The organism is Kribbella sancticallisti, assembly GCF_039530625.1.
Lineage (GTDB): Bacteria > Actinomycetota > Actinomycetes > Propionibacteriales > Kribbellaceae > Kribbella > Kribbella sancticallisti.
On sequence record NZ_BAAAOS010000022.1, the window covers coordinates 123650 to 142026 of the forward strand.

Here is an 18377-nt window from a genome sequence, read left to right on the forward strand (position 1 = left end):
TCAAGGCTCAAGTGAGGTCCATGAGTACGAGTTCGGCAAGCGCTCGCGCTTGGCTTGCCGGGCCATCAGGGCCGAGGGTGCCGGCGCTGGCGAGTGCGCCCTCGACCAGCAGTGCGAGCCTCTCCGCGGCTTGCTGCTTCCGGGTGTCAGGGGTGTCGATGTCGGCGAGCAGTTCGCGGAACCGATTCACGACCCATCGCTTTGCAGACGCGGAGAGCCTGTGCGCGTCGGACCGCGGGTCAGGGTACTCGGCGAAGGCCAGTTGGCAGGCGCAGCCGCGGAAGTCATCCGCGCCCGTGGTTTCCGCCAAGGCGTCGAAAACCGCGCGGACCGCGACTGGACCGCCTTGATCAACGCTGGCGACCGCCCCTTCGAACCATGAGCGATTCCGCTGGTCGGCGTGGTCGACATACGCGGCCACGAGTCCGTCCTTCGAACCGAAGAGACGGTAGAGGGCGGTTGGTGCGACTCCGGCGGCTCTCGCCACCTGGTCGACGCCGGTGGCGTGGATGCCCTGGGTGTGGAAGAGACTGTCGGTGACCTCGAGGACGTGTTGGCGGGTTTCGTGCGCTGGTCTGCGGGTCCGGGTGCCGCTGGTGTGCGCGTTCATCGTCCTCCTTGGGTGTCCAGCTCGTGTGCCTGCAGAAGTTCTGTCGCGCGAGCTGGTCCGACGGGTTGGTTGAACACCGGGGTTCCGTATTCCTGGCGTGCGCTCTGCGCGAGGGTTCCGCCATCGACCGGAGCGAAGCCCATCTGATCGACGATCCCCGAGATGCGTGCCCGTGCTGCTGGGTCGTCGGCTGCGACCGGGACGGCGAGCCGGTCGCCGTGGGCGACGTGTGGCCTGCTCTCGTCGAGGATTCGGCGGTACCAGACCGTATTGAAGGCCTTCACGACTGCTGCTCGACCGAGGTGGGCGGCCAGCACCTGACCGCTGGTCAAGCCGCCCGAGTCGAGCCGGGGGTCATGGCCGTCCCGGCCGATATCGTAGTTCCCGACGTCGACGACTGTGGCCCCGGCGAACGGCGTGGGATCGAGCGTTGCGTAGTGCCCGTAGGGGATGGCTAGGATCACGAGGCGGCCGGTGCTGCCGTCCCCGGCGGCTACCTCCTCCACCGTGCCGGAGCTCGCAGCGGGACCCAGCGCCGAGACCACGGCGTCGAGGCGAGGTCCGCCGTGGGAGGTGGCCATCCTCACAGAATGTCCGAGCGCAATGAGGCGGACCGCCAGGGCGTGCCCCATGTCGCCGGCGCCGACGATTCCGACCTCCATCACGCGCCTCCCTCAGTCGCGACGGGCTCCGCGTCGAGGCCGCGGCTGGCGACAGGCCTCGAAGCTTCGACCGGGCGTAGCAAAGAGGTCGCGGCGGCGGCAAGCACGCCCAACCCGCAGATGATGGCGCTGACCAGGACTGCTGCGTCTACGCCCGCGGAGGCGACGGCACGTCCGCCGATCACCGCGCCGACCGCGATCCCCGCAGTCACGGCGGACGCCGGGAGTACGCCGGCAAGGTCGGCCCCCGGGCCCGCCAACATGGTGACGCGGTACTGAAGTGAGGGGACCAGCCCGAACCCGACCAGGCCCCATACGAGGAGCACAACGAGCACCACTGCGGGGTTGGCCCCCGCGGAGTAGAGCGTTGCCAGCGCCGCGACCAGGACCGCGCTCGCAATCACGATGGTGCGTGCGGGAGCACGATCCGCGGCCCATCCGCCGGCGAAGGTGCCGACTGCGTTGGCGGCGCCATACGCAAGGAGGAACCAGCTCACGGCAGCGCCGGAGACGCGCGTGATGTCGGAGAGGTAGACCGCCAGGTACGTGAGCGCGGCGAATTGTCCGCCCATCACGAGGAGACCGACCCCGAGCACGGCCAGGACGCGGGGAGCGAACGCGTAGCGGGCCTGCGCACGTAGCCCGCCGGTCCCCGAGTGCGGCACGGACGGGATCACGACCAAGGAGATGAGCAGCGCCAGAGCACCGGTGACGACGATGGCGAGGAAGCCCGCCCGCCAACCCAGGGCATGCCCGATCGCCGTACCCGCTGGAACACCGAGCGCTGTGGCGACCGCGATTCCGCCGAAGACCGCGGCGATCGCCCGGCCCATCCGCTCCGGCGGGACCAGCGCCCCCACCACGCTGAACGCCACGCCGATGAAGAGGCCGTGTAGGGCGCCGGTCACGAGTCGGGAGGCCAGCAAGGAGCTCATGTCCGGAGAGAGAGCCGCCCAGACGCTCCCGGCGACGTAGGCGGCGAGAGCGCCGACCAGAACGGCGCGCCGTCCTAGCCGCATGGTGAGCGCGGTAAGAGCAGGTCCGCCGACGGAAATTCCGAGGGCATAAGTCGTCACCAGCCAGCCGGCGGTCTGAATGGAGGTGCCGAGATCCTCGACGACGAGGTCGAGAACGCCGACGACCAGGAGCTCGGCCGAACCCATGATGAAGGCACCCAGGAACAGAGCGAGGATGATCAGTCGCTCCCTGGTGCCTGCGAGCGACGAGTCAGGAGCAGTCGTTGGAGAGGTCATTCCATGATGTTAGGGAACGATCCCTAACATGGCAAGCATGCGTGCTGATCGACCCGACCAACGTTGCTCGCGGGAGGCATGAGCGTGACCGCTGCGACAGCCGAGCACGAGAAGAACGGGCCGCGGCGGCGAACTTCAGCAGACCCGTGGCGACGTCGTACATCAAAAGACCGGAGGCTCGGAGATCGACGGAAAGCAGTTGGGGATCCCAAACGATGCCCAACGGTCCAGGCGCCTGGACCAGTGGGAAGCCAAAGCTTCAGAGGGCTACTAAGATCCCGACGCCCACGCGTGTCGCAGGCCGCAGCCAGAGGCGGCAGCTGATCGGGCATCTCCCTGACTCGACACTGGTTCCGGCACGGACGCAGCGCCTGCTGTGGTCAGTCGTCGCCGAGCACAGCACAGAGCAGCCCGGGGAACCTGGCGTCGACGTCTGCTCGCCGAAGGACAGCAGGTGTTCGTGCCCAGAAGACCGTTTCAAGGTCAGTCATCGCGAGGAGTGCCGTCATGCCTCCCTGTGTCGCTAGCATTAGTCGCCGTCTCACGGAATCGGCATGACTCAGTCTGCTGTCTGCCGGGCTGTGAATGGCACCCGGGGCGAGGCTGGCCAGCAGTGTTACGCCGTCTTCTCGTTGATCGACGAACCGAGGAATTGCGCGATCTCGTCTGCGACCAGTTCGGGCTGGTCGAGCGCGACGAATGTGTAACTGTCGGGCACCTCGACGAGCCGCGCGTCCGGGAAGATTTCGGCCCACCGGTGGGCATGGCTGAGCGGAAAGAATCGGTCCTCCGGAGCCCAGAGGAGCAGCACGGGTTTGTCGAAGGCGACCAGTCGATCGGCTGCAGCCAGCGTGTCGGCGTTGTCGAAAGCACGTAGGAACCGACTCGCGTCGCGACGGATTCCGCGCTGGGTGAAGAACGGCCTCAGCCAGGCGTCGGTCATTTCCGCTGGTAGCGAACCCTTGGCGAGCCAGCCAAACGCCATCGGTAGCCGTCGAAGCGGCCGCGCGCGCAGTGCCTGAAGCCCAGCTGTCAGGCCGCCGGGCACGCGCGCGATGTATTGCAGCGGACGGAAGAGGCGGGGTGGAAAGTTCTCGAACGAGTCGCTCGGCGTCATGACCAGGCGGCCTGCGCGATCACATCCCTCGGCGAGGAGGAGCTGCGTGACGGCACCGCCGGTGTCGTTGGCGACCAGGGTCACGTCACGCAGATCGAGGGCTTCGAGGAACTCGCCAATCATCCGGGCCACGCCGCGCGGGCTCACGTCGGCTTCGGTGGTCATCGGGAGGGTGTGTGCACCCATCGGCCAATCCGGGCTAATGCAGCGGAAGTTCGCCTCAAGGGAATCGCTGACTGTGTACCACAGCGACCCGTTGGCGAACAGACCATGGACGAAAACGATGGGGGAACCGCTGCCGCGATCCCGGTAGCGGATGCGACCGGTGGAGAGAGTGATTTCGGGCATTAGTCGAGGAATCTTTTCAGCCGGTCGACCAGCCATTCCGGCCGTTCTTCGGCGATGAAGTGCCCGCAATCGGGTACCAGTTCGAGGCGCATGTCGTCGGCGTAGTCGCGGTAGCTGTCCGGGACGCCGATCGTGAGCGGGTCGTACTCGCCATTGAGATGCAATGTCTGCACTCGTTGGCGTAGGACTCGGTAGTGGTTGGCGAAGAAGGGCAACTCACGCCGCAAGAGGTTGCGGTCGTACCGGATCGTGGCGTCATCGGCAACCGGCCGGCGCATTTGCCGCATGAAGGTCTCGGACTCTTCCGGCGTGAACTCCCCGGCGTGACGCCAAGCTCGAAGGCAGCGCTCGGTGATCCCGAGGCGCGTCGTCGCAGTGTGTCCCAGCAGGGAGATGACGTAGATGTGCCACGGGGCGCGCCAAAGCCGAAACGGGGCCCCGTCGAGTGTCCACGGATGGACCCCAGCGAGTGCCACGAACTGCCGAAAGCGGTCAGGCCAGTTGAGGCAGGCCCGGTATCCGATCGCCAGACCCCAATCGTGCCCGATCAGCCGCGCCCGTTCGAGTCCGAGTTCGTCCATCAGGTCGATGACGTCGCGAGCCATGCGCTCCAGGCTGTAGTCGCGTGGCGACCCGTCGGACCAGCCCATGCCGCGCAGGTCGGGGCAGATAACGCGGTAGTGCTCGGAGAGCGGGCCGATCACGTGGCGCCATGACCACCAGTGCTGCGGCCAACCGTGCAGCAGGATCAATGGTTCGCCTTCGCCGGCTGCGGCGTAGTGGATCTGCAGCCCGTCAATGTCGACGACATGGTGTTCGAGGTCGGCGACCATGGGCAGCTCCTGCGGGGTGGCCACGGTCGAAGATCTGAGCACCTATGGAGCATAGCGAGCGCTCACTATGAAGGCAATGATGGTTCTGCCGACGCGGCGCCGTACCCAGAGATATGGTCTACAAGATGGTCTCCAAACAGCCCACCAGCGAGCGGCGCCTGCGCACCCGGGAGCGCCTTGTCAAGGCTGCCGCCGAGGTCGTGGCTGAACGCGGATTCCATGCAGCATCGGTCGACCAGATTGCCGAGCGTGCTGGGTTGTCCATTGGAGCGCTGTACTCGAACTTCGCGGGCAAGGACGATCTGTTGCTTGCGGTCTTCGACAACCATGTCCACTGGTTCGAGAAGCAAGTCACCGCCCGTCTCGACGAGCCGGATCTTGGTGACACGGTAATGCGCTGGCTGACGCTCACCGAGGAGAGTGCCAACCAGTTCCTGGTGTTCATCGAGTTCTGGGCCTATGCCGTGCGCAAGCCGAATGTCCGCCTGCAGTTCGCGAAGCGTATGGAACAGATGCGCTCGCACGTCGCTGCCGCGCTGGAGCACCGAGCCGAGGCCCGTGCCTCTGCCCTGCCTCTTCCAGCCGACCTCATCGCCCTCCTCGGCCTGGCGGTCGGGCGAGGCCTCGCTCTCGAGCAACTCGCTGACCCCGATGCCGTTCCGAATCCCGCCATCGCGGGACTCCTTACTGCGTTCGGTGGTGATTCGTAGGCACCTCCTGAGTCGGCATGTACACGTCATAACGACCACCTCGAGCGGAGATCCGGCTTCGAGGATGGTGCACGGCCTGCCGTGGCGGAAGCCGAGGCGAAGTTGCGGGCATGGAACACGGCGTTGCCCGCGGTCGGCGACGGCTGCGCGGACGAGCGCGAAATCGGTGACGATCGACTCCTCCAGCCCCATCGTCCGGCCGTGAAGATGCGCATGGTGTCGAGTCCATAGCGGGCGTCACGGTGGCGCAGCTCATGCGCGTGCGTGGCGAGTATGCGGGCGCCGGTGGCGCCCAGCGGGTGACCGAGGAAGATGCAGCCCCGTTGACGCTCAGCTGTTCGTTGATGTCGTCTTGCGTGAGCCTCCACTCCGGCAGACAGGCGATCACCTGCGCCCCGAACGCCTCGTTCAGCTCCATCTCATCGAGCGACAGACCCGCCTCGTCGACCGCCAGCACCGTCGTAGGGATCGGGCCCAGGCCCATTACCTCGGGCCAACGCCGCCACAGCCAAACGCGGTCGCGCTGCTGTCGCATCCGCACTGACTGGGGCGGGTATCGCCAGGTCGTCCATCCCGACCGGGTGGACGCCGTGCGGTTCGGCGAGCTGCTCGCAGGCGCTCCACTGGAGCCGCACGCTGACCAGGGCATGCCGCTCATCGGCCAGGCCGGCCGGAATAATGTGCGGGTCAGTGGCGCTAATGGCTGTGGCGAACACCGTCAGACAGTCGACACAGCACAGGAGTGACTTGATGATCGTCACCGCGGCCTCGGTCGTCGGAGTGTCCCTGGTGGCGCTCGGCATGGTCCTGACTCCCGGGCCGAACATGATGTACCTGAGTTCCCGATCGATCAGCCAAGGTCGGCGCGCTGGGCTGGTCTCACTCGCAGGTGTCGCTGTCGGATTCGGTTGCTACCTGGTGGCCGCCGCCGCTGGCCTCACGGCCATCCTCGTTGCCGTACCGGTGGCGTTCACGGTGATCAAACTCCTAGGTGCCGCGTACCTTGCCTATCTGGCTTGGCAGGTCTTCAGTGGCAAGATGGCGACCTTCGAGACCCGTCAACTGCCTCGTGACGCGGCCCGGCGCCTGTTCTTGATGGGTCTGGTCACGAACCTTCTCAATCCGAAGATCGCGTTGATGTACATGGCGCTGATCCCGCAGTTCGTCGATCCTGACCGCGGCGCTGTATGGGTCCAGGCGCTTATCCTCGGCGGGGTTCAGATCGCTGTCGCCCTCAGCGTGAACCTTCTCATCGTGGTGGGATCTGCCGCCCTGGCGGGCTTCCTGCGCGCCCGTCCGAGATGGATGCACGTCCAACGGTGGGTCACCGGAACTCTGCTCGGCGCGTTCGCCGTCAAGATGGCAAGCAGTCGCTCGGCGGGCTGATGGGGCTGTCTCGCGGGCCTGGCCAGGGGTGTCGCGGCGGTCGAAAGCCAGTCGTGGGCGATGGACCGCGACCGGCGGACGTCTCGCGGGTTCCCGCCAGCGGCCAGAATGAGGTCGAGCTCACGGGTCTGGCGACGTGCGCCGACCGCGACCGCCGTACCGGCCAGCAGCACGATCTCCAGTACGTCGAACCCGAGGACGCGTACGGTCAGGGCGACGGCCTCCAGCTTGGTGCCGTGGGGCCCTTGCTGACCAGCGGGCGGGTCGATGACCCAGGCCGCGACGTGAAGGCGATAGTGGCGGCGGCGTGGTCAGCGTGATCAGTGCAGCAGGTGCGTAAAAGTCGCGCCTGGCGCCGTCGGGGGGAGTCAGGTGAACAGGTGGCGGTTCTCGTTTGCGGTGGTGTCCAGGACACCGGCTGCGCCCGGAACAATCTCGAGAATCCCCGCCGCGACCGTGGTCGGACCCTCCAGGGCGATAGTCCGCCGCATGTGGTCTATCGCCCGCTGATCCTCCTGCTCGGGATTCTCGGGGCGCCCGGAGGGCCCGCACGGCGGCTCCGTGAGCGATGGCGCAGCCCGATGACTCCCCGCCCCTGGAATCGGCCGACCCATGGGAATCGGCGCGGCCACAGCCACTGGGCACCTTCTCTCACAGAGCGCAGCGCAGAGGGTGCAGGGACCAGGAAGGCCACCGAGCGGGCGTAGGAGCGTCAGGTATACGCCGCCGCTGGATGTTGCGGCAGGCACGAAGCGCGACTACCTGAGAAGCTGTGCATCTGAGGTGTATGACGCGCCATTAGCCCCGACGTTTCTGAACGCCCCGTCTGTGCATCGAGTCCATGCAAGCTCGCAGAACAGGGCAGAGATCATGACACTGTGTACGTCGGCCGGATAGCGCCCTTGGTCATCCCGCATTCGTGCGAGCCCGGGCCGCGCTCTCACTTGAGAGCGTAGTCGCGCAGGACGAACGGAGGAATTAGTTGAGCAAACTCCCGCAAGAAATGGATACCCCACCAGACCTCTCTCGGTGAGAACCAGCCACTCCGGCGCAGGATCACCCGATCGGTCGATACGGATCGCCGGCGCGGTCCGGACGAGCAGAAACTCCATCATCCGGGGATGAAGGACGGCGTGTCCGAACCGGTCGTCGACGGTCTTGGCGTTGAAGAACCGGTCGAATGCGGCGCTTTCGGTGCGCACCGGTTGCCAGCCGAGGATCCGATCCCAGTTGTTGATCAGTGCATCGGCCCGGGTGACATCGAGGCGTGGCAACCGAGCCGGAAGCGTGATCCAACACGTAGCCGTACCGGTACCCGTCGTAATGACTGACGTCGCTATCATTTCCGCCGCCGGAGGACTCGCCATATCCGGAGTAGTTGAAGGCCGTTACAGGAAACCCGAAGAAGTTGCCCTGGACGACATCGTTCGCTCGCCGGAACTTGCAGGTGGGATGCTCCCAGGCCACCATCACAGCGATCGCCTGATCCCGGACCGAGTACGACGACCGAGCCGCTGCGCTAACCGAAAGAACTCCTGGTTCCGATTCCGGGGACGAAGCAGCGACCGACTGACGAAGCAGCGATGACGGCCAGTCCCAACAAGCACAGCGGACCCACGATTGCGGACATGTATGGCTCCTCGACGCTTCCCGCCCTCCACAACGCTTCGGTCAAGACTAAGCATCGAAGGGGCACAGGTGTGGGCAAGGCCGCCGGCGGATCCCCTTGCGTGGCGTCGCGGCGGCGGCAACCCAGGCCAAACTCCGCACCCGGCCAACCGCCGCGACGCTGGAACGGGACACGGCAAGAACCTGGTGTCCGAGCCAAGGTTGTGATCGCAGATGCCGGATCGGTGACACTGGAAGGCTGCGGATGCGCATCGCGCAGCACAATCGTCGAGTCGAGCTGAAGTCACGCGCGCCGCAGGTGAGAGTCATGAGGCCGATGCGAGATTATGATCTGGATCGAATGGTGCGGCCAGCGCGCTTGGGCGGTGCTACGTTCCAGTCCCATGCGCATCTGGGGAGTGATTCTGCTGGCCGTGGGGTTGGTCGTAGCCGCGTTGGCAGGGCCGCTCCGTGACGCGACTGCCGAACAACAGGCGGCGGCTACCGAACCGGGGTTCACCGATTCCTTCGACGGGGCCGTCGACCGCGATCCCACCTACGGGCTGAACGATGGCTTGGTGACCCGGCAGGCGGGCCCCCATCGCGGTATCACCTACACCCGTGTACCGGGCATGTGGTACGCGGCTCCCGCGCCGCGGCCGTGGCACTCGCAGGTTAACCACGCCGCTCACGGCGGCCGGTTGTCGTTCTGGCTCGGCACGTCAGCGGTGCGGCTCGAGGCGCCAGTCACGGCGGCGGACGGCCTGCTGACGGCGGCCGTCAGCGCGGATCCAGTCGTTGGCGACACAACTGCCGGCAGCTGGACGTCGCTCGTGCTGTCCGCCGACAGAAGCGGCAGCGGCTACGTGACCGACAAGTCCGCAGTCTTGGCCGTCTTGGTCCGCTCCAGTGGCGGCATTCAGGTCTTCCATCGTGGCAGGCTGGTCGCGGAGCCGGCAGAACGGGCGACGCCGGACAACAATGGCTCGTTCCGGATCCGTGTAGCCGCGGCTCCGGGTAGGCCGAGCGCGACGGTCCAGGTCGGCGCGGTGCTGGCCGAGATCCAGTTAGGGGAGGCGATGCCCAGCTCGACGTGGCTTCATCTGGGTGCGTACCTGGCGAACGACAAGATGGTCAGCACCTTCGACGACCTGGCCGCCTCTGCCGTGGGTGTTCCGGTCGACGCCATCGCGGCGACGCAACTGCGGTACTTCGGCTACTTCGCCGCCCGGATCACAGAGGCCGGAGGCAACCATCTGCCTGAGATCAAGGGTCGGACGAATCTCAACTGGGTCAACATCAGCGACTTCTCGAGGTACGCCCCTGAGGTGCTCGAGCAGTGCGCCCCGAGCTCCTGCATTGTCTACACCGGCCACGAGTTCTTCACCGGCTGCGACCAGGCCAACAGCCCGAACTGTGATCTGTATCCGAATTACCGGGACCGCTGGCTAAGGCTGGCCAAGGTGGTCGAGCCCTACCTCAGCAAAATTGCCGGGTTCTACCTCAAGGATGAGCCGTACCACCGTGGCGCATCACCCGAGGAGGTGGCGATCTCGGCGCGCACGATCAAGGAGACGTACCCCAACAAACCGGTGATGATGGTCGAAGCCGGACCGAAGGTCACCGACACGATGGTCGTGCCGGCCGAGGTGGACTGGGTCGGCTTCGACTGGTACTGCGAGCCGATCGACCGGATCGAGCGGACGCTGCGCACGCTGGAATCGCGAACTACCGAGACTCAGCGCCTGTTCCTGCTCCCGCAGACGTCGCCGCTCAAGGCGTGCGGCACCAGGCCCGGCTACCAGACCGACGCCGAGTTGACCGTGCTGCAACGTCAGTATGCGGACATGGCTGCGCACCATCCGCGGGTGATCGGGCTCATGGGATTCGGGCTTTGGGTGGAGGCGACACCGGCCTCCAGCCTGCCTCTCACACTCGATGTGCATGAACGACTCGCTGCCCGCATCCTCGTGGCCGGCGATCGCTGACACCAGCTGACTGGCACGGCTGAACCAGCACCTCTGTCGGCCCGGCGTGGAGATCGGCATTGGCGCCTGGGCTGCGGCAGTGCTCTGGCTCGCCGGCTAGCGCCTGCAGTGAGGGGCGGATCTCGGCGGTCCTCTCGCAGTCGATCATCAACGCCCTCCTGTCCGTCGATGCGGGCGAAGGTGAAGCCCTGCCACCCGGTGCTCTGGCCGGGCGTAGCGGAGGGATGCCTCGGTGCCCGCACAAATCGAGACACGGCGCAGGTGAAGGATATATCTCGTTTCGACCTGGTTCGAAAGGATCAGCGATGGCGAACTCCGCGGTTCATGTTGGTGTCCAACCACCGTCTACATCAACTTGGAGAGGTGGCAAACCTTGAAGAAGGCAACCAGGTACGGCGGATTCTTGGCCGTTGGAGTAGTTACGGCAGGGATGCTGTCGCCACTGCCCGCCTCTGCGGTGCAACACGAAGCGTCGGCGGCTTGTGCGGTCTCGGTCGGTTCGGTGACGGCTGGCGGGGATCATCGGATGCAAACCTTCGCGGCGACGTCCCCGGTCACCAGAACCACCGATAAGATCGTCGGGAGGGATATCTATCCTGACGGGCAGGTCCGGCTCAGCGCGAGGATCCGCTACGGGGCGGCAGAGGTCGGCGGCGACGCGCACGAGGGCCCGGTCATTATGGGGTCGACGATGTACGACACCAGTTACCTGACGCCGGCTGGCGGTGGGGCGGTGTCGCAGAAGCAGGTCGTCCGGGTCGGGGCCGGCTGGGACGTCTACCGGACACTCGACCGGTCCACATTCGTCACCGCCGGGAGTCAGCGCGACACCGAGTACGCGCTGCACTTGGACGGGACGATCTACCGCCGCAGCGTCACGTACATCGACGGCAAGCCGTCCCGGCGGATCACTGGGTGGCAGTCAGGCTACAAGGGTGTGAAGGCGATGACGCTGATCAGCCAAACCTCGACGTACGACACGTTCCTGATGACACTGACCAGCGGGAAGCTCTACACCGCACGGCTGCCGCTGGCTGGTGGCCACATCATCCCGGGCGTCGTGAAGCAGGTTCGCAGCTCGACCTGGCAGGGGTTCGAGTCTTTGGTGGCCGCGCCCTGCGGCACCGGTACGCTGCTGCTCGGCATCGACAAGGACACCGGCTCCGGCTACCTGTACTCGGTTGGGCACGCCAATGGAACGGCCACAGCAATCAGAGGGCTCGGAAAGGTGCCAGGGTCCTTCACCGATCCGGTCTACTTCCGGCGGACCAACTTGACGGATCCGAACATGGCGGGGGAGTGATCCCACGACCCAGTCGCATTTCGGCGTATCGGGTGCTGGTCTCTGCGAACGTCCGGACGAGGTCGTCGCGCAGTATGATCGCTACTGTCGCTCTCCGGTCGTCCTCCAAGTGATTGCTAGCGACAACGATCTGGCGATGCCGCAGCCTGCCGCACTGTGCTGAGACCCTCGAGGCACTGGGTCGGCTCGGCGAAATCGACTGGATGCTGGCACTCTAGGAGTCAAGCACCGACCATGCCGTCGTCAGCTGATCGCTGGCGGCGGCATCGGTGTGTTCGGGAATGACTTGGTGGGATCCTATGCGGTCATCTTGACGTTGCCGAAGCAGGCTGTTAGGCCCTCGTACCTGCGTGTGTGGGTGTCCGTTGGAAGGAGGAAGAAACCAGCACGTGCGAGTTCGAGCAGGGAGCCGCTTCACGCCGTAGGACGCAACTAGATCAGCCCGCGGCGCGTTGCTTCGGCACCTGCTTGAAACCGCGTTCCGACGCCAAGCGCATTGAGCAGACTTGTGACTCGGCGACGGGCGGTTCGAATGCTGACGCCGAGTTGGCGGGCGATGGCCTCGTCCTTGAGACCTGTGTGGAGGAGTTCGAGCACCTCCAATTCCTCCTGCGACAGGCCCTCTACTGGCGATGCCTGCGCCAACAATGCGCGGATTGGTGCTCCTCTGTGCCAGTACGTCTCGAAGAGGTCGATCAGGCCGTCCAGCAGCGTCGATGGGTAGACGATAAGCAGGCTGTCGGTACGGGGCCCGTCAGCGACGAGCGGCAACATCGCCACTTTCCGGTCGGCGATGATCATCTTGAACGGCAGTGTGTCAGTCACCTTCGCCTGCTCTCCCAGCGAGACCAGTTGCCGGATATACGGGAGGCGGCTTGGCGAGGTCAGCGCTGCTGTTTCATAAATCGCGCGGCATCGGACACCGCGTTCGAGCATCGGCGCCTCCGCTTCCACCTCTGGCTTCCCGCTCTCCTCATGCGCTGTCATACGGTCGAAGCCGAGTAATTCTTGTGTCGCCGTCGCCTGCAGTTCGCGGAACCGCTCAGCTGCGATCGTCGGACCGGACTGCACCTCGATCAGAGCGCTGGGATCGGCCCTAGCACTGGCAGCGCGGTATTCCATGAGTAGCGGAGGGATGGCGAGTCGGGCGTTGTCCAGCGTGTGCTGGCGCTCGTTCACCAAGGCAGTGATGGCTACGTCTGGCGGGGTGACCGTGAACTCGGCGGACCCGTCGGGCAGCCGTTGCACCAGGCGCGCGGACTGCAACCGGTCAAGTGAGGCCCGGACACGAGCTGGCGAGACGCCTGCTGCGGTGGCTAGCGCGGAGATCGACGAACCGGGATGGGCCAGCAAGGCTCGGTAGACACGTTCGCTGATCCCATCGACACCGAGCGCTTCCAACACGGGCTCCCCAATCCGTCATGCGTCTGGTCGAGCTGGCCGGAAAGGGCGATCGACTCGAAGTGGACACCTCGACTATGGACAAGCAATGACCAGTCGGTTCTTCTAGAGAAGCTTATCCGCGAAGGGTCGGCCCGTCTGAATTCGGTATCAAGGCGCGGCTGCAATGTGTCCCGATGACTTCACAAGGAGCATGAGTATGCGTGTGCCAGACCGTCGTCGTCGCCGGTTCGCCATCTGCTTGGCAATCGCAGGCGTCACGATGCTCTGTGGCGCGTTGACTGGGCAGGCGGTGCCGCCGCCGTTGCCGCCAGGTCAGACGACCAACTTCGGGCCACTGCGCGTCAATGGACAGCAGACTGAGCTGACGTTGGTGACAGGCGACCGGGTGCTGGTCGGCCCGGCCAGCGGAGAGCGTCCGGAGATCAACGTGATTCCGGCCAGAGATCCGGGACGAGATGTTGTCACGTTCCATATCGAGCAGGTCGCGGGCGACATCTTCGTTCTACCCAGCGACGTCGCACCGTTGATTGGAGACATGCTGGATCGCGGCTTGTTCAACGTCACTCGCCTGGTTGAAGAGGGTTACGACGATGCGCACGCCCCGAGCCTGCCGCTGATCGTGCAACACACGAGCACGGCTACAAGCCAGTCGTATGACTCGGTGGGACTGCAGCATGTTCGTGCTCTGCCCAGCGTGCAAGGGATGGCGGTTCGCGCGCCACGCGCCCGCGCCGAGGAGCTCGGCGCTGCACTCGACCATCCGGATCGTGGTCCGTTGGCCGGCGTTACCCGCATCTGGCTCGACCACAAGGTGCACGCGACTGCGCTCGATCCGAACCTGAGCCAGATCAGCGCGCCGGAGGCCTGGAGCGCAGGTTTCGACGGCGACGGCGTCACGGTCGCGGTCTTGGACACAGGCGTAGATACCAGTCATCCGGACCTTGCCGGGAAGGTGGTCGATGAGGTCGACTTCACCGGTTCGGCTGATGCCGGTGATCGCGTAGGGCACGGAACGCACGTAGCGGCGACGGTCGCGGGGTCGGGGATCGCGTCTGATGGAGGCCGCAAGGGTGTCGCGTTCGGCGCGGACCTGCTGAACGTCAAGGTGCTCGACGACGACGGTGTCGGCCTCGCCTCGCAGATCATCGCAGGCATGGAGTGGGCGGCCGCGCGCGACGCGCGCATCGCCAGCATGAGCCTCGGTGGTGGTTTCACCGATGGCTCGGACGTATTGAGTCAGGCTGTCGATGCGCTTACGGCCAGCAGCGGCACGTTGTTCGTCATCGCCGCAGGTAATGACGGTCCGGGGCAGAGCACAGTCACGGCGCCGGGCGCGGCCAGCGCGGCCCTTACGGTCGGTGCCGTTGATGCAAACGATGCGCTGGCCTCGTTCTCCGGGCGTGGACCCCGAACGGGCGACCTCGCCATGAAGCCGGACATTACGGCCCCCGGCGTGGGCATCATTCAGGCACGTGCTGCCGGAACGTCGCTTGGTGAGCCGCTCAATGACCTCTACACGAGGGCGTCTGGGACGTCGATGGCCACGCCGCACGTTTCCGGGGCCGCAGCGATCCTGGCCGAGCAGCATCCGGATTGGAGTGCTGCGCGAATCAAAGCGATGCTCGAGGTCACCGCGACCGTTTTGCCCGGACTGAACGTCTACCAGCAAGGCGGAGGTCGGCTCGACATCGGTAACGCGATCTCTGCACGGATCATCACCGACATCAACAACCTGGACTTCGGCGTCTCCGAGGCCGGTACGTCCGGCCTGTCGTCCAAGACCGTGACGCTGACGAACACCGGAGCGTCCAAGACGACGCTGAACATGGCGGCCGCGGTCGTTGGGCCGGACGGGGCAGCCGCACCTGCCGGTACGGTCACGGTCTCGCCTGCGCAGGTCGTCCTCGATGCTGGTGAGTCCGGCAGTATTACGGTCACTGCCGACCCGAGAGGGCTGGCCGTCGGTGCATACAGTGGCATGCTCACCGCTACACCAGACGCTTCTGGCGTCTCCCTGCATGTGCCGATTGGTTTGGTCCGAGACACACCGCACGTCCAGCTGACAGTCCACATGCGCGACCAAGGCGCGCCCGCGACTGGGTCCGTACATCTTTTCAATGTCGACGACGCGAGCAGCCTGACCGGTCCGCCCTCCACGCCAGTGAGCGGAGAAGTGTCGATGCGGGTCGTACCAGGCCACTATGCAATTGCCAGCCAGATAATGCGGTTCAACGATGACGGCAGCATCGATACGAGCTTCTCAGTGTTCCACGATCAGATCGACGTAACCGAGGACACGGAGATCACGGTCGACACCACAATGGCCAGCCCGATCCAGGCCGCGGTCGCCGGACGCGTCACCAAGATTGACAATGTGGTTGCCAACTACCTACGAACGGATGCCAAGGGCAACTGGCTGCAGTCGTTCCCGCTGGCGGGACTCAACAACCCGAACCTGCTCAAGCCGAGCCAGGTGCGGGTGGGGCAGGTGGGTACCGCCACCATCGGAACGGCCAGCACATACACCCAGATGCGATTGATCCCTGCCGATGCTGCCCACGGTGGGGTCAGCCCGTACGCCTACGATGCCGTGTTCCGGGCGCCACGGTTCCCGAACCCCGCCACCTATCGCTTGTCATCGACTGAAGTCGCGCGATTCGCCCGCGTCGGCGAGTCGTTCCGCGCCCTCGGCGACGGCGATCCCGGCAGGTACTTCGAGGCCCGCGCGCCCCTCCCGTCCGAAGGATTCGCACGCGTCTCGATCGCCGACGAACTACAGGTGCCGTTAAGCCGGGTGGACTTCGTCGACCCCAATCCCGAGGTCAACTGGCAGCAGTACGTGGCGCGGTACTCCGGCGCGAGCGAGGTCGAGTACACCGAGCCCGTCGTGAGCTATCGGCCCAACGAGCACCACGCCGAAACCTGGTTCGGTGCGCCGCTACGCCCGGCGGGACTCGCCGCGCGCAGCGCCGACCTCATGCTGGTTGAGGCCGGCGGCCCGTGGCTGCAACTCGACCCACCGAGCGAACGGATCGGCGACCTGATTGACTCAGAGAACCGACACCAACGACAAGCTCTCGTCTCGTCGGCGCAGGACCTGCGTCTGTATCGGAACGGACAGCTCCTGGCGAACGATCCCGACGGGACGCAGCCGCTCATCCTGGTACCGGTCGACCCGGCGCCAGCGCGGTACCGGATCGAACGCACGATCGGCCCAATTGCTCAACTCCCGCTGTCGGCCAGCAGCCGAACAGTGTGGGAACTCACCTCGTCCGCACCGGTCAGCGCACCCGTCGACATCCTGCCACTGCTGCAGGTGGAGTACTCGATCCCACTCGACATCAGCAACCGGGCAGCGGCCCGACTACCCCTTACCATCGGCCTGCGCGTTCGCCAGACGGTCGGCGCAGCCGCGAGCCCGGTGGGAACGGTGAATGCATGGGTATCCGCTGACGACGGCGCGAGCTGGACCTCGATCCCCACACACGAAGCCGACGGGCGGTTCCTCGCGCTCGTTCCACCGGGTGCACTGCCGTGGGGCGCGAAGATCTCGGTGCGAGTCAGCGCTTCCGACGCGGCTGGCAACACTGTCGAGCAGACGATCATCCGAGCGTTCGCCGTGCGCGGCCGTGGCTAGGCCCCAGACGGCCGCGAGAGATGGCTCAGTCGACTCCCGAGTCGCGACCGATGAGTGCATATGCGGATGCTGAGCCACACGACACTGCCCCTGCGGTCGCGCGGACCGATTGCGTGAGCTGATCCGCTCCCGTTGACTACATCGGGAGCGGATCACCTTCGAGTGACCTGCTAATGATCGGCTGGCGGGGTGCATCAAGCGTGAGCAGTACCTGACGAATCGAGGCAACATCGCGCCAGGAATAGTCGCTGACGGCCGCAAGACTTGTACTGGAGATGGGCGACGGGGCCGGCTCGGGCCTTGAATACAGCGAAACCTGCGGCAGCAGGCAGCCGTGAGTCAGTCCCGAGCATCGACGCCGATGTTGACAGCAGTCCATCCGGAACCGCCGACACACAATCACAGCTCACGCGATGGCCGCTTCCTCGTGCACGACGGATCTCCGCGACGGCGCTACATCACGATCGGGACTCGGCCCGGTCGCAGGGTCGTCCATCAGATTCCTACCTGCGCCCAGATGCACCGATTCCGAGGCGCGGATTACGGCTGATCCGCGACGTCGACGGGACGGCCCGTAGCGAGGAGGAGCAGGTCAGCCAGAGGTGCGCGAGTCACGGTGGGACCCTCGCCAGCCGCCCAGTCCAGATCGGTGGCGACCAGCCGCTGTCCCTTCACCTGTCGGTGAGCGCCGTGAGCCAGAACGTACTCCAGGGCTGCGACCGCGGGGACGATAGGCATGGCGCGAACCCGGCCGAGCGGCCGCGCCAGGTCCTGACCGTGCACGAGCATGTCTACGAGGGGGTCGAGCACACTGGTACCCGGCGCACGCCGCGGCGAAGCGGCGGTCTCCCTCAGTTGTGCGACCAGCTCGGCCGGAGCATAGCGGGCTGCACGCTCGCGGCTGAGGACGTCATTCATACGGTCGAAATTGCCGCGCGCGCGGATCGCTGCGGGCAGTGCCAGCCGCAGAGTAAGCCTGGTCGAGAGGGTGAGGTGCGCAGCCAGGTCACGGACGTCCCAGCCATCGCAGAGCGTCGCAGTTCGCCACTCGTAGTCCTTGAGTTCGGCGAGGAGATCGGCGAGCCCGAGTCGCTCTGTCGTCGTCCAAGCGAGAATCTGTCGCCTTCGCGCTGTGCTCATGGGGTTCCTTCCCGTTGAGGTGACCTTCGAGGAGTACTACGAATGAGATCGACACGGATGGACACCGACGATGGGAGCTGTTCGGAGAAGAGTGGCTGAAGCAGCCAGGTAGGCCGTGCGCGTCAGGCTGAACCGCTGGACTGAGTCGCGGCGCAACGAGTCGGCGATGTCCAGTGTCGGTTCCGGCTGACTGACCCTCTGGTACCGGAACAGATGGGGCAAAGGTTCGGCCGGTGGTACGTTCCAGACCGCTCCGCCGCGCGATCTCGTCCTGGCGAGATCGGTCGGTTCCAAGAGTTCTTGCACGGCCGGCGAGGGGTGTTGTCCGTCATTGATCTTGCCGATGATGCCGTCATTGGCGTTGCCGTTGATCGTGGT

At 65.6% G+C, this 18377-nt stretch carries 15 protein-coding genes and 1 pseudogene; 7 read left to right on the plus strand and 9 right to left on the minus strand.

Translation table 11 applies throughout. The features are described from left to right. Nucleotides 1–7 precede the first annotated feature (7 nt). The 5 genes from ABD255_RS20005 to ABD255_RS20025 all read right to left on the minus strand — a co-directional run bounded on the left by ABD255_RS20005 (nt 8) and on the right by ABD255_RS20025 (nt 4823). Nucleotides 8–610, minus strand: a complete 603-nt coding sequence (locus tag ABD255_RS20005) for a TetR/AcrR family transcriptional regulator (protein ID WP_344216075.1) — start codon at nt 608–610, stop codon at nt 8–10. Then, the gene (locus ABD255_RS20010) at nt 607–1272 is read right to left on the minus strand and encodes an NADPH-dependent F420 reductase (protein WP_344216077.1); all 666 of its coding nucleotides are present in this window, start codon (nt 1270–1272) and stop codon (nt 607–609) included. Before ABD255_RS20010 ends, ABD255_RS20005 begins: the two co-directional genes overlap by 4 nt. Continuing rightward, entirely contained in the window at nt 1272–2525 is a 1254-nt protein-coding gene (locus ABD255_RS20015; protein ID WP_344216079.1) for an MFS transporter, read from the minus strand. The genes ABD255_RS20010 and ABD255_RS20015 overlap by 1 nt, the downstream gene beginning before the upstream one ends. Before the next feature lie 616 nt (nt 2526–3141). After that, nucleotides 3142–3990 carry an alpha/beta fold hydrolase gene (locus ABD255_RS20020; RefSeq protein ID WP_344216081.1) on the minus strand — a complete coding sequence of 283 codons (849 nt, stop codon included), beginning with the start codon at nt 3988–3990 and terminating at the stop codon, nt 3142–3144. After that, entirely contained in the window at nt 3990–4823 is an 834-nt protein-coding gene (locus ABD255_RS20025; protein WP_344216083.1) for an alpha/beta fold hydrolase, read from the minus strand. Before ABD255_RS20025 ends, ABD255_RS20020 begins: the two co-directional genes overlap by 1 nt. A 125-nt stretch (nt 4824–4948) precedes the next feature. On the opposite strand from ABD255_RS20025, the gene ABD255_RS20030 reads away from it, so the two are divergent. Further along, entirely contained in the window at nt 4949–5533 is a 585-nt protein-coding gene (locus tag ABD255_RS20030) for a TetR/AcrR family transcriptional regulator (RefSeq protein ID WP_344216085.1), read from the plus strand. Nucleotides 5534–5559: 26 nt separating this feature from the next. On the opposite strand, the pseudogene ABD255_RS43775 reads toward ABD255_RS20030, so the two are convergent. Beyond that, nucleotides 5560–6191, minus strand: a pseudogene (locus ABD255_RS43775) (hypothetical protein). A 92-nt stretch (nt 6192–6283) separates the two neighbouring features. Here ABD255_RS43775 and ABD255_RS20035 point away from each other — a divergent pair. The 5 genes from ABD255_RS20035 to ABD255_RS20055 all read left to right on the plus strand — a co-directional run bounded on the left by ABD255_RS20035 (nt 6284) and on the right by ABD255_RS20055 (nt 11818). Continuing rightward, on the plus strand, nt 6284–6919 hold the full coding sequence (locus tag ABD255_RS20035) for a LysE family translocator (protein WP_344216087.1): 636 nt from the start codon (nt 6284–6286) through the stop codon (nt 6917–6919). A gap of 53 nt (nt 6920–6972) precedes the next feature. After that, complete coding sequence (locus ABD255_RS20040; protein WP_344216089.1) at nt 6973–7239, plus strand: hypothetical protein; 267 nt, start codon at nt 6973–6975, stop codon at nt 7237–7239. 801 nt (nt 7240–8040) lie between these two features. Next, the gene (locus tag ABD255_RS20045) at nt 8041–8250 is read left to right on the plus strand and encodes a hypothetical protein (RefSeq protein WP_344216091.1); all 210 of its coding nucleotides are present in this window, start codon (nt 8041–8043) and stop codon (nt 8248–8250) included. A gap of 681 nt (nt 8251–8931) precedes the next feature. Beyond that, complete coding sequence (locus tag ABD255_RS20050) at nt 8932–10515, plus strand: hypothetical protein (protein ID WP_344216093.1); 1584 nt, start codon at nt 8932–8934, stop codon at nt 10513–10515. Nucleotides 10516–11041: 526 nt separating this feature from the next. Continuing rightward, a complete protein-coding gene (locus ABD255_RS20055; protein ID WP_344216095.1) occupies nt 11042–11818 on the plus strand; it encodes a hypothetical protein in 777 nt (258 codons plus the stop codon). 432 nt (nt 11819–12250) lie between these two features. Here ABD255_RS20055 and ABD255_RS20060 read toward each other — a convergent pair whose 3' ends face one another. Then, a complete protein-coding gene (locus ABD255_RS20060) occupies nt 12251–13222 on the minus strand; it encodes a winged helix-turn-helix transcriptional regulator (RefSeq protein ID WP_344216097.1) in 972 nt (323 codons plus the stop codon). Nucleotides 13223–13418: 196 nt separating this feature from the next. On the opposite strand from ABD255_RS20060, the gene ABD255_RS20065 reads away from it, so the two are divergent. Continuing rightward, nucleotides 13419–16859 (plus strand): S8 family peptidase, encoded by a 3441-nt coding sequence (locus ABD255_RS20065; RefSeq protein ID WP_344216099.1) that lies wholly within the window; start codon nt 13419–13421, stop codon nt 16857–16859. A gap of 540 nt (nt 16860–17399) precedes the next feature. Here ABD255_RS20065 and ABD255_RS20070 read toward each other — a convergent pair. After that, nucleotides 17400–17999, minus strand: coding sequence for a maleylpyruvate isomerase family mycothiol-dependent enzyme (locus tag ABD255_RS20070; protein ID WP_344216101.1), 600 nt, complete (start codon nt 17997–17999; stop codon nt 17400–17402). A 36-nt stretch (nt 18000–18035) separates the two neighbouring features. Beyond that, nucleotides 18036–18377: hypothetical protein (locus ABD255_RS20075; RefSeq protein ID WP_344216103.1), on the minus strand; the 342-nt coding region annotated here is incomplete at its 5' end.

What these genes read in the sequence shown, in the direction of transcription:
- ABD255_RS20005 (WP_344216075.1), bottom strand. Translation starts at nt 610, where the DNA reads ATGAACGCGCACACCAGCGGCACCCGGACCCGCAGACCAGCGCACGAA.
- ABD255_RS20010 (WP_344216077.1), bottom strand. Translation starts at nt 1,272, where the DNA reads ATGGAGGTCGGAATCGTCGGCGCCGGCGACATGGGGCACGCCCTGGCG.
- ABD255_RS20015 (WP_344216079.1), bottom strand. Translation starts at nt 2,525, where the DNA reads ATGACCTCTCCAACGACTGCTCCTGACTCGTCGCTCGCAGGCACCAGG.
- ABD255_RS20020 (WP_344216081.1), bottom strand. Translation starts at nt 3,990, where the DNA reads ATGCCCGAAATCACTCTCTCCACCGGTCGCATCCGCTACCGGGATCGC.
- ABD255_RS20025 (WP_344216083.1), bottom strand. Translation starts at nt 4,823, where the DNA reads ATGGTCGCCGACCTCGAACACCATGTCGTCGACATTGACGGGCTGCAG.
- ABD255_RS20030 (WP_344216085.1), top strand. Translation starts at nt 4,949, where the DNA reads ATGGTCTCCAAACAGCCCACCAGCGAGCGGCGCCTGCGCACCCGGGAG.
- ABD255_RS20035 (WP_344216087.1), top strand. Translation starts at nt 6,284, where the DNA reads ATGATCGTCACCGCGGCCTCGGTCGTCGGAGTGTCCCTGGTGGCGCTC.
- ABD255_RS20045 (WP_344216091.1), top strand. Translation starts at nt 8,041, where the DNA reads ATGAAGGACGGCGTGTCCGAACCGGTCGTCGACGGTCTTGGCGTTGAA.
- ABD255_RS20050 (WP_344216093.1), top strand. Translation starts at nt 8,932, where the DNA reads ATGCGCATCTGGGGAGTGATTCTGCTGGCCGTGGGGTTGGTCGTAGCC.
- ABD255_RS20055 (WP_344216095.1), top strand. Translation starts at nt 11,042, where the DNA reads ATGCAAACCTTCGCGGCGACGTCCCCGGTCACCAGAACCACCGATAAG.
- ABD255_RS20065 (WP_344216099.1), top strand. Translation starts at nt 13,419, where the DNA reads ATGCGTGTGCCAGACCGTCGTCGTCGCCGGTTCGCCATCTGCTTGGCA.
- ABD255_RS20070 (WP_344216101.1), bottom strand. Translation starts at nt 17,999, where the DNA reads ATGAGCACAGCGCGAAGGCGACAGATTCTCGCTTGGACGACGACAGAG.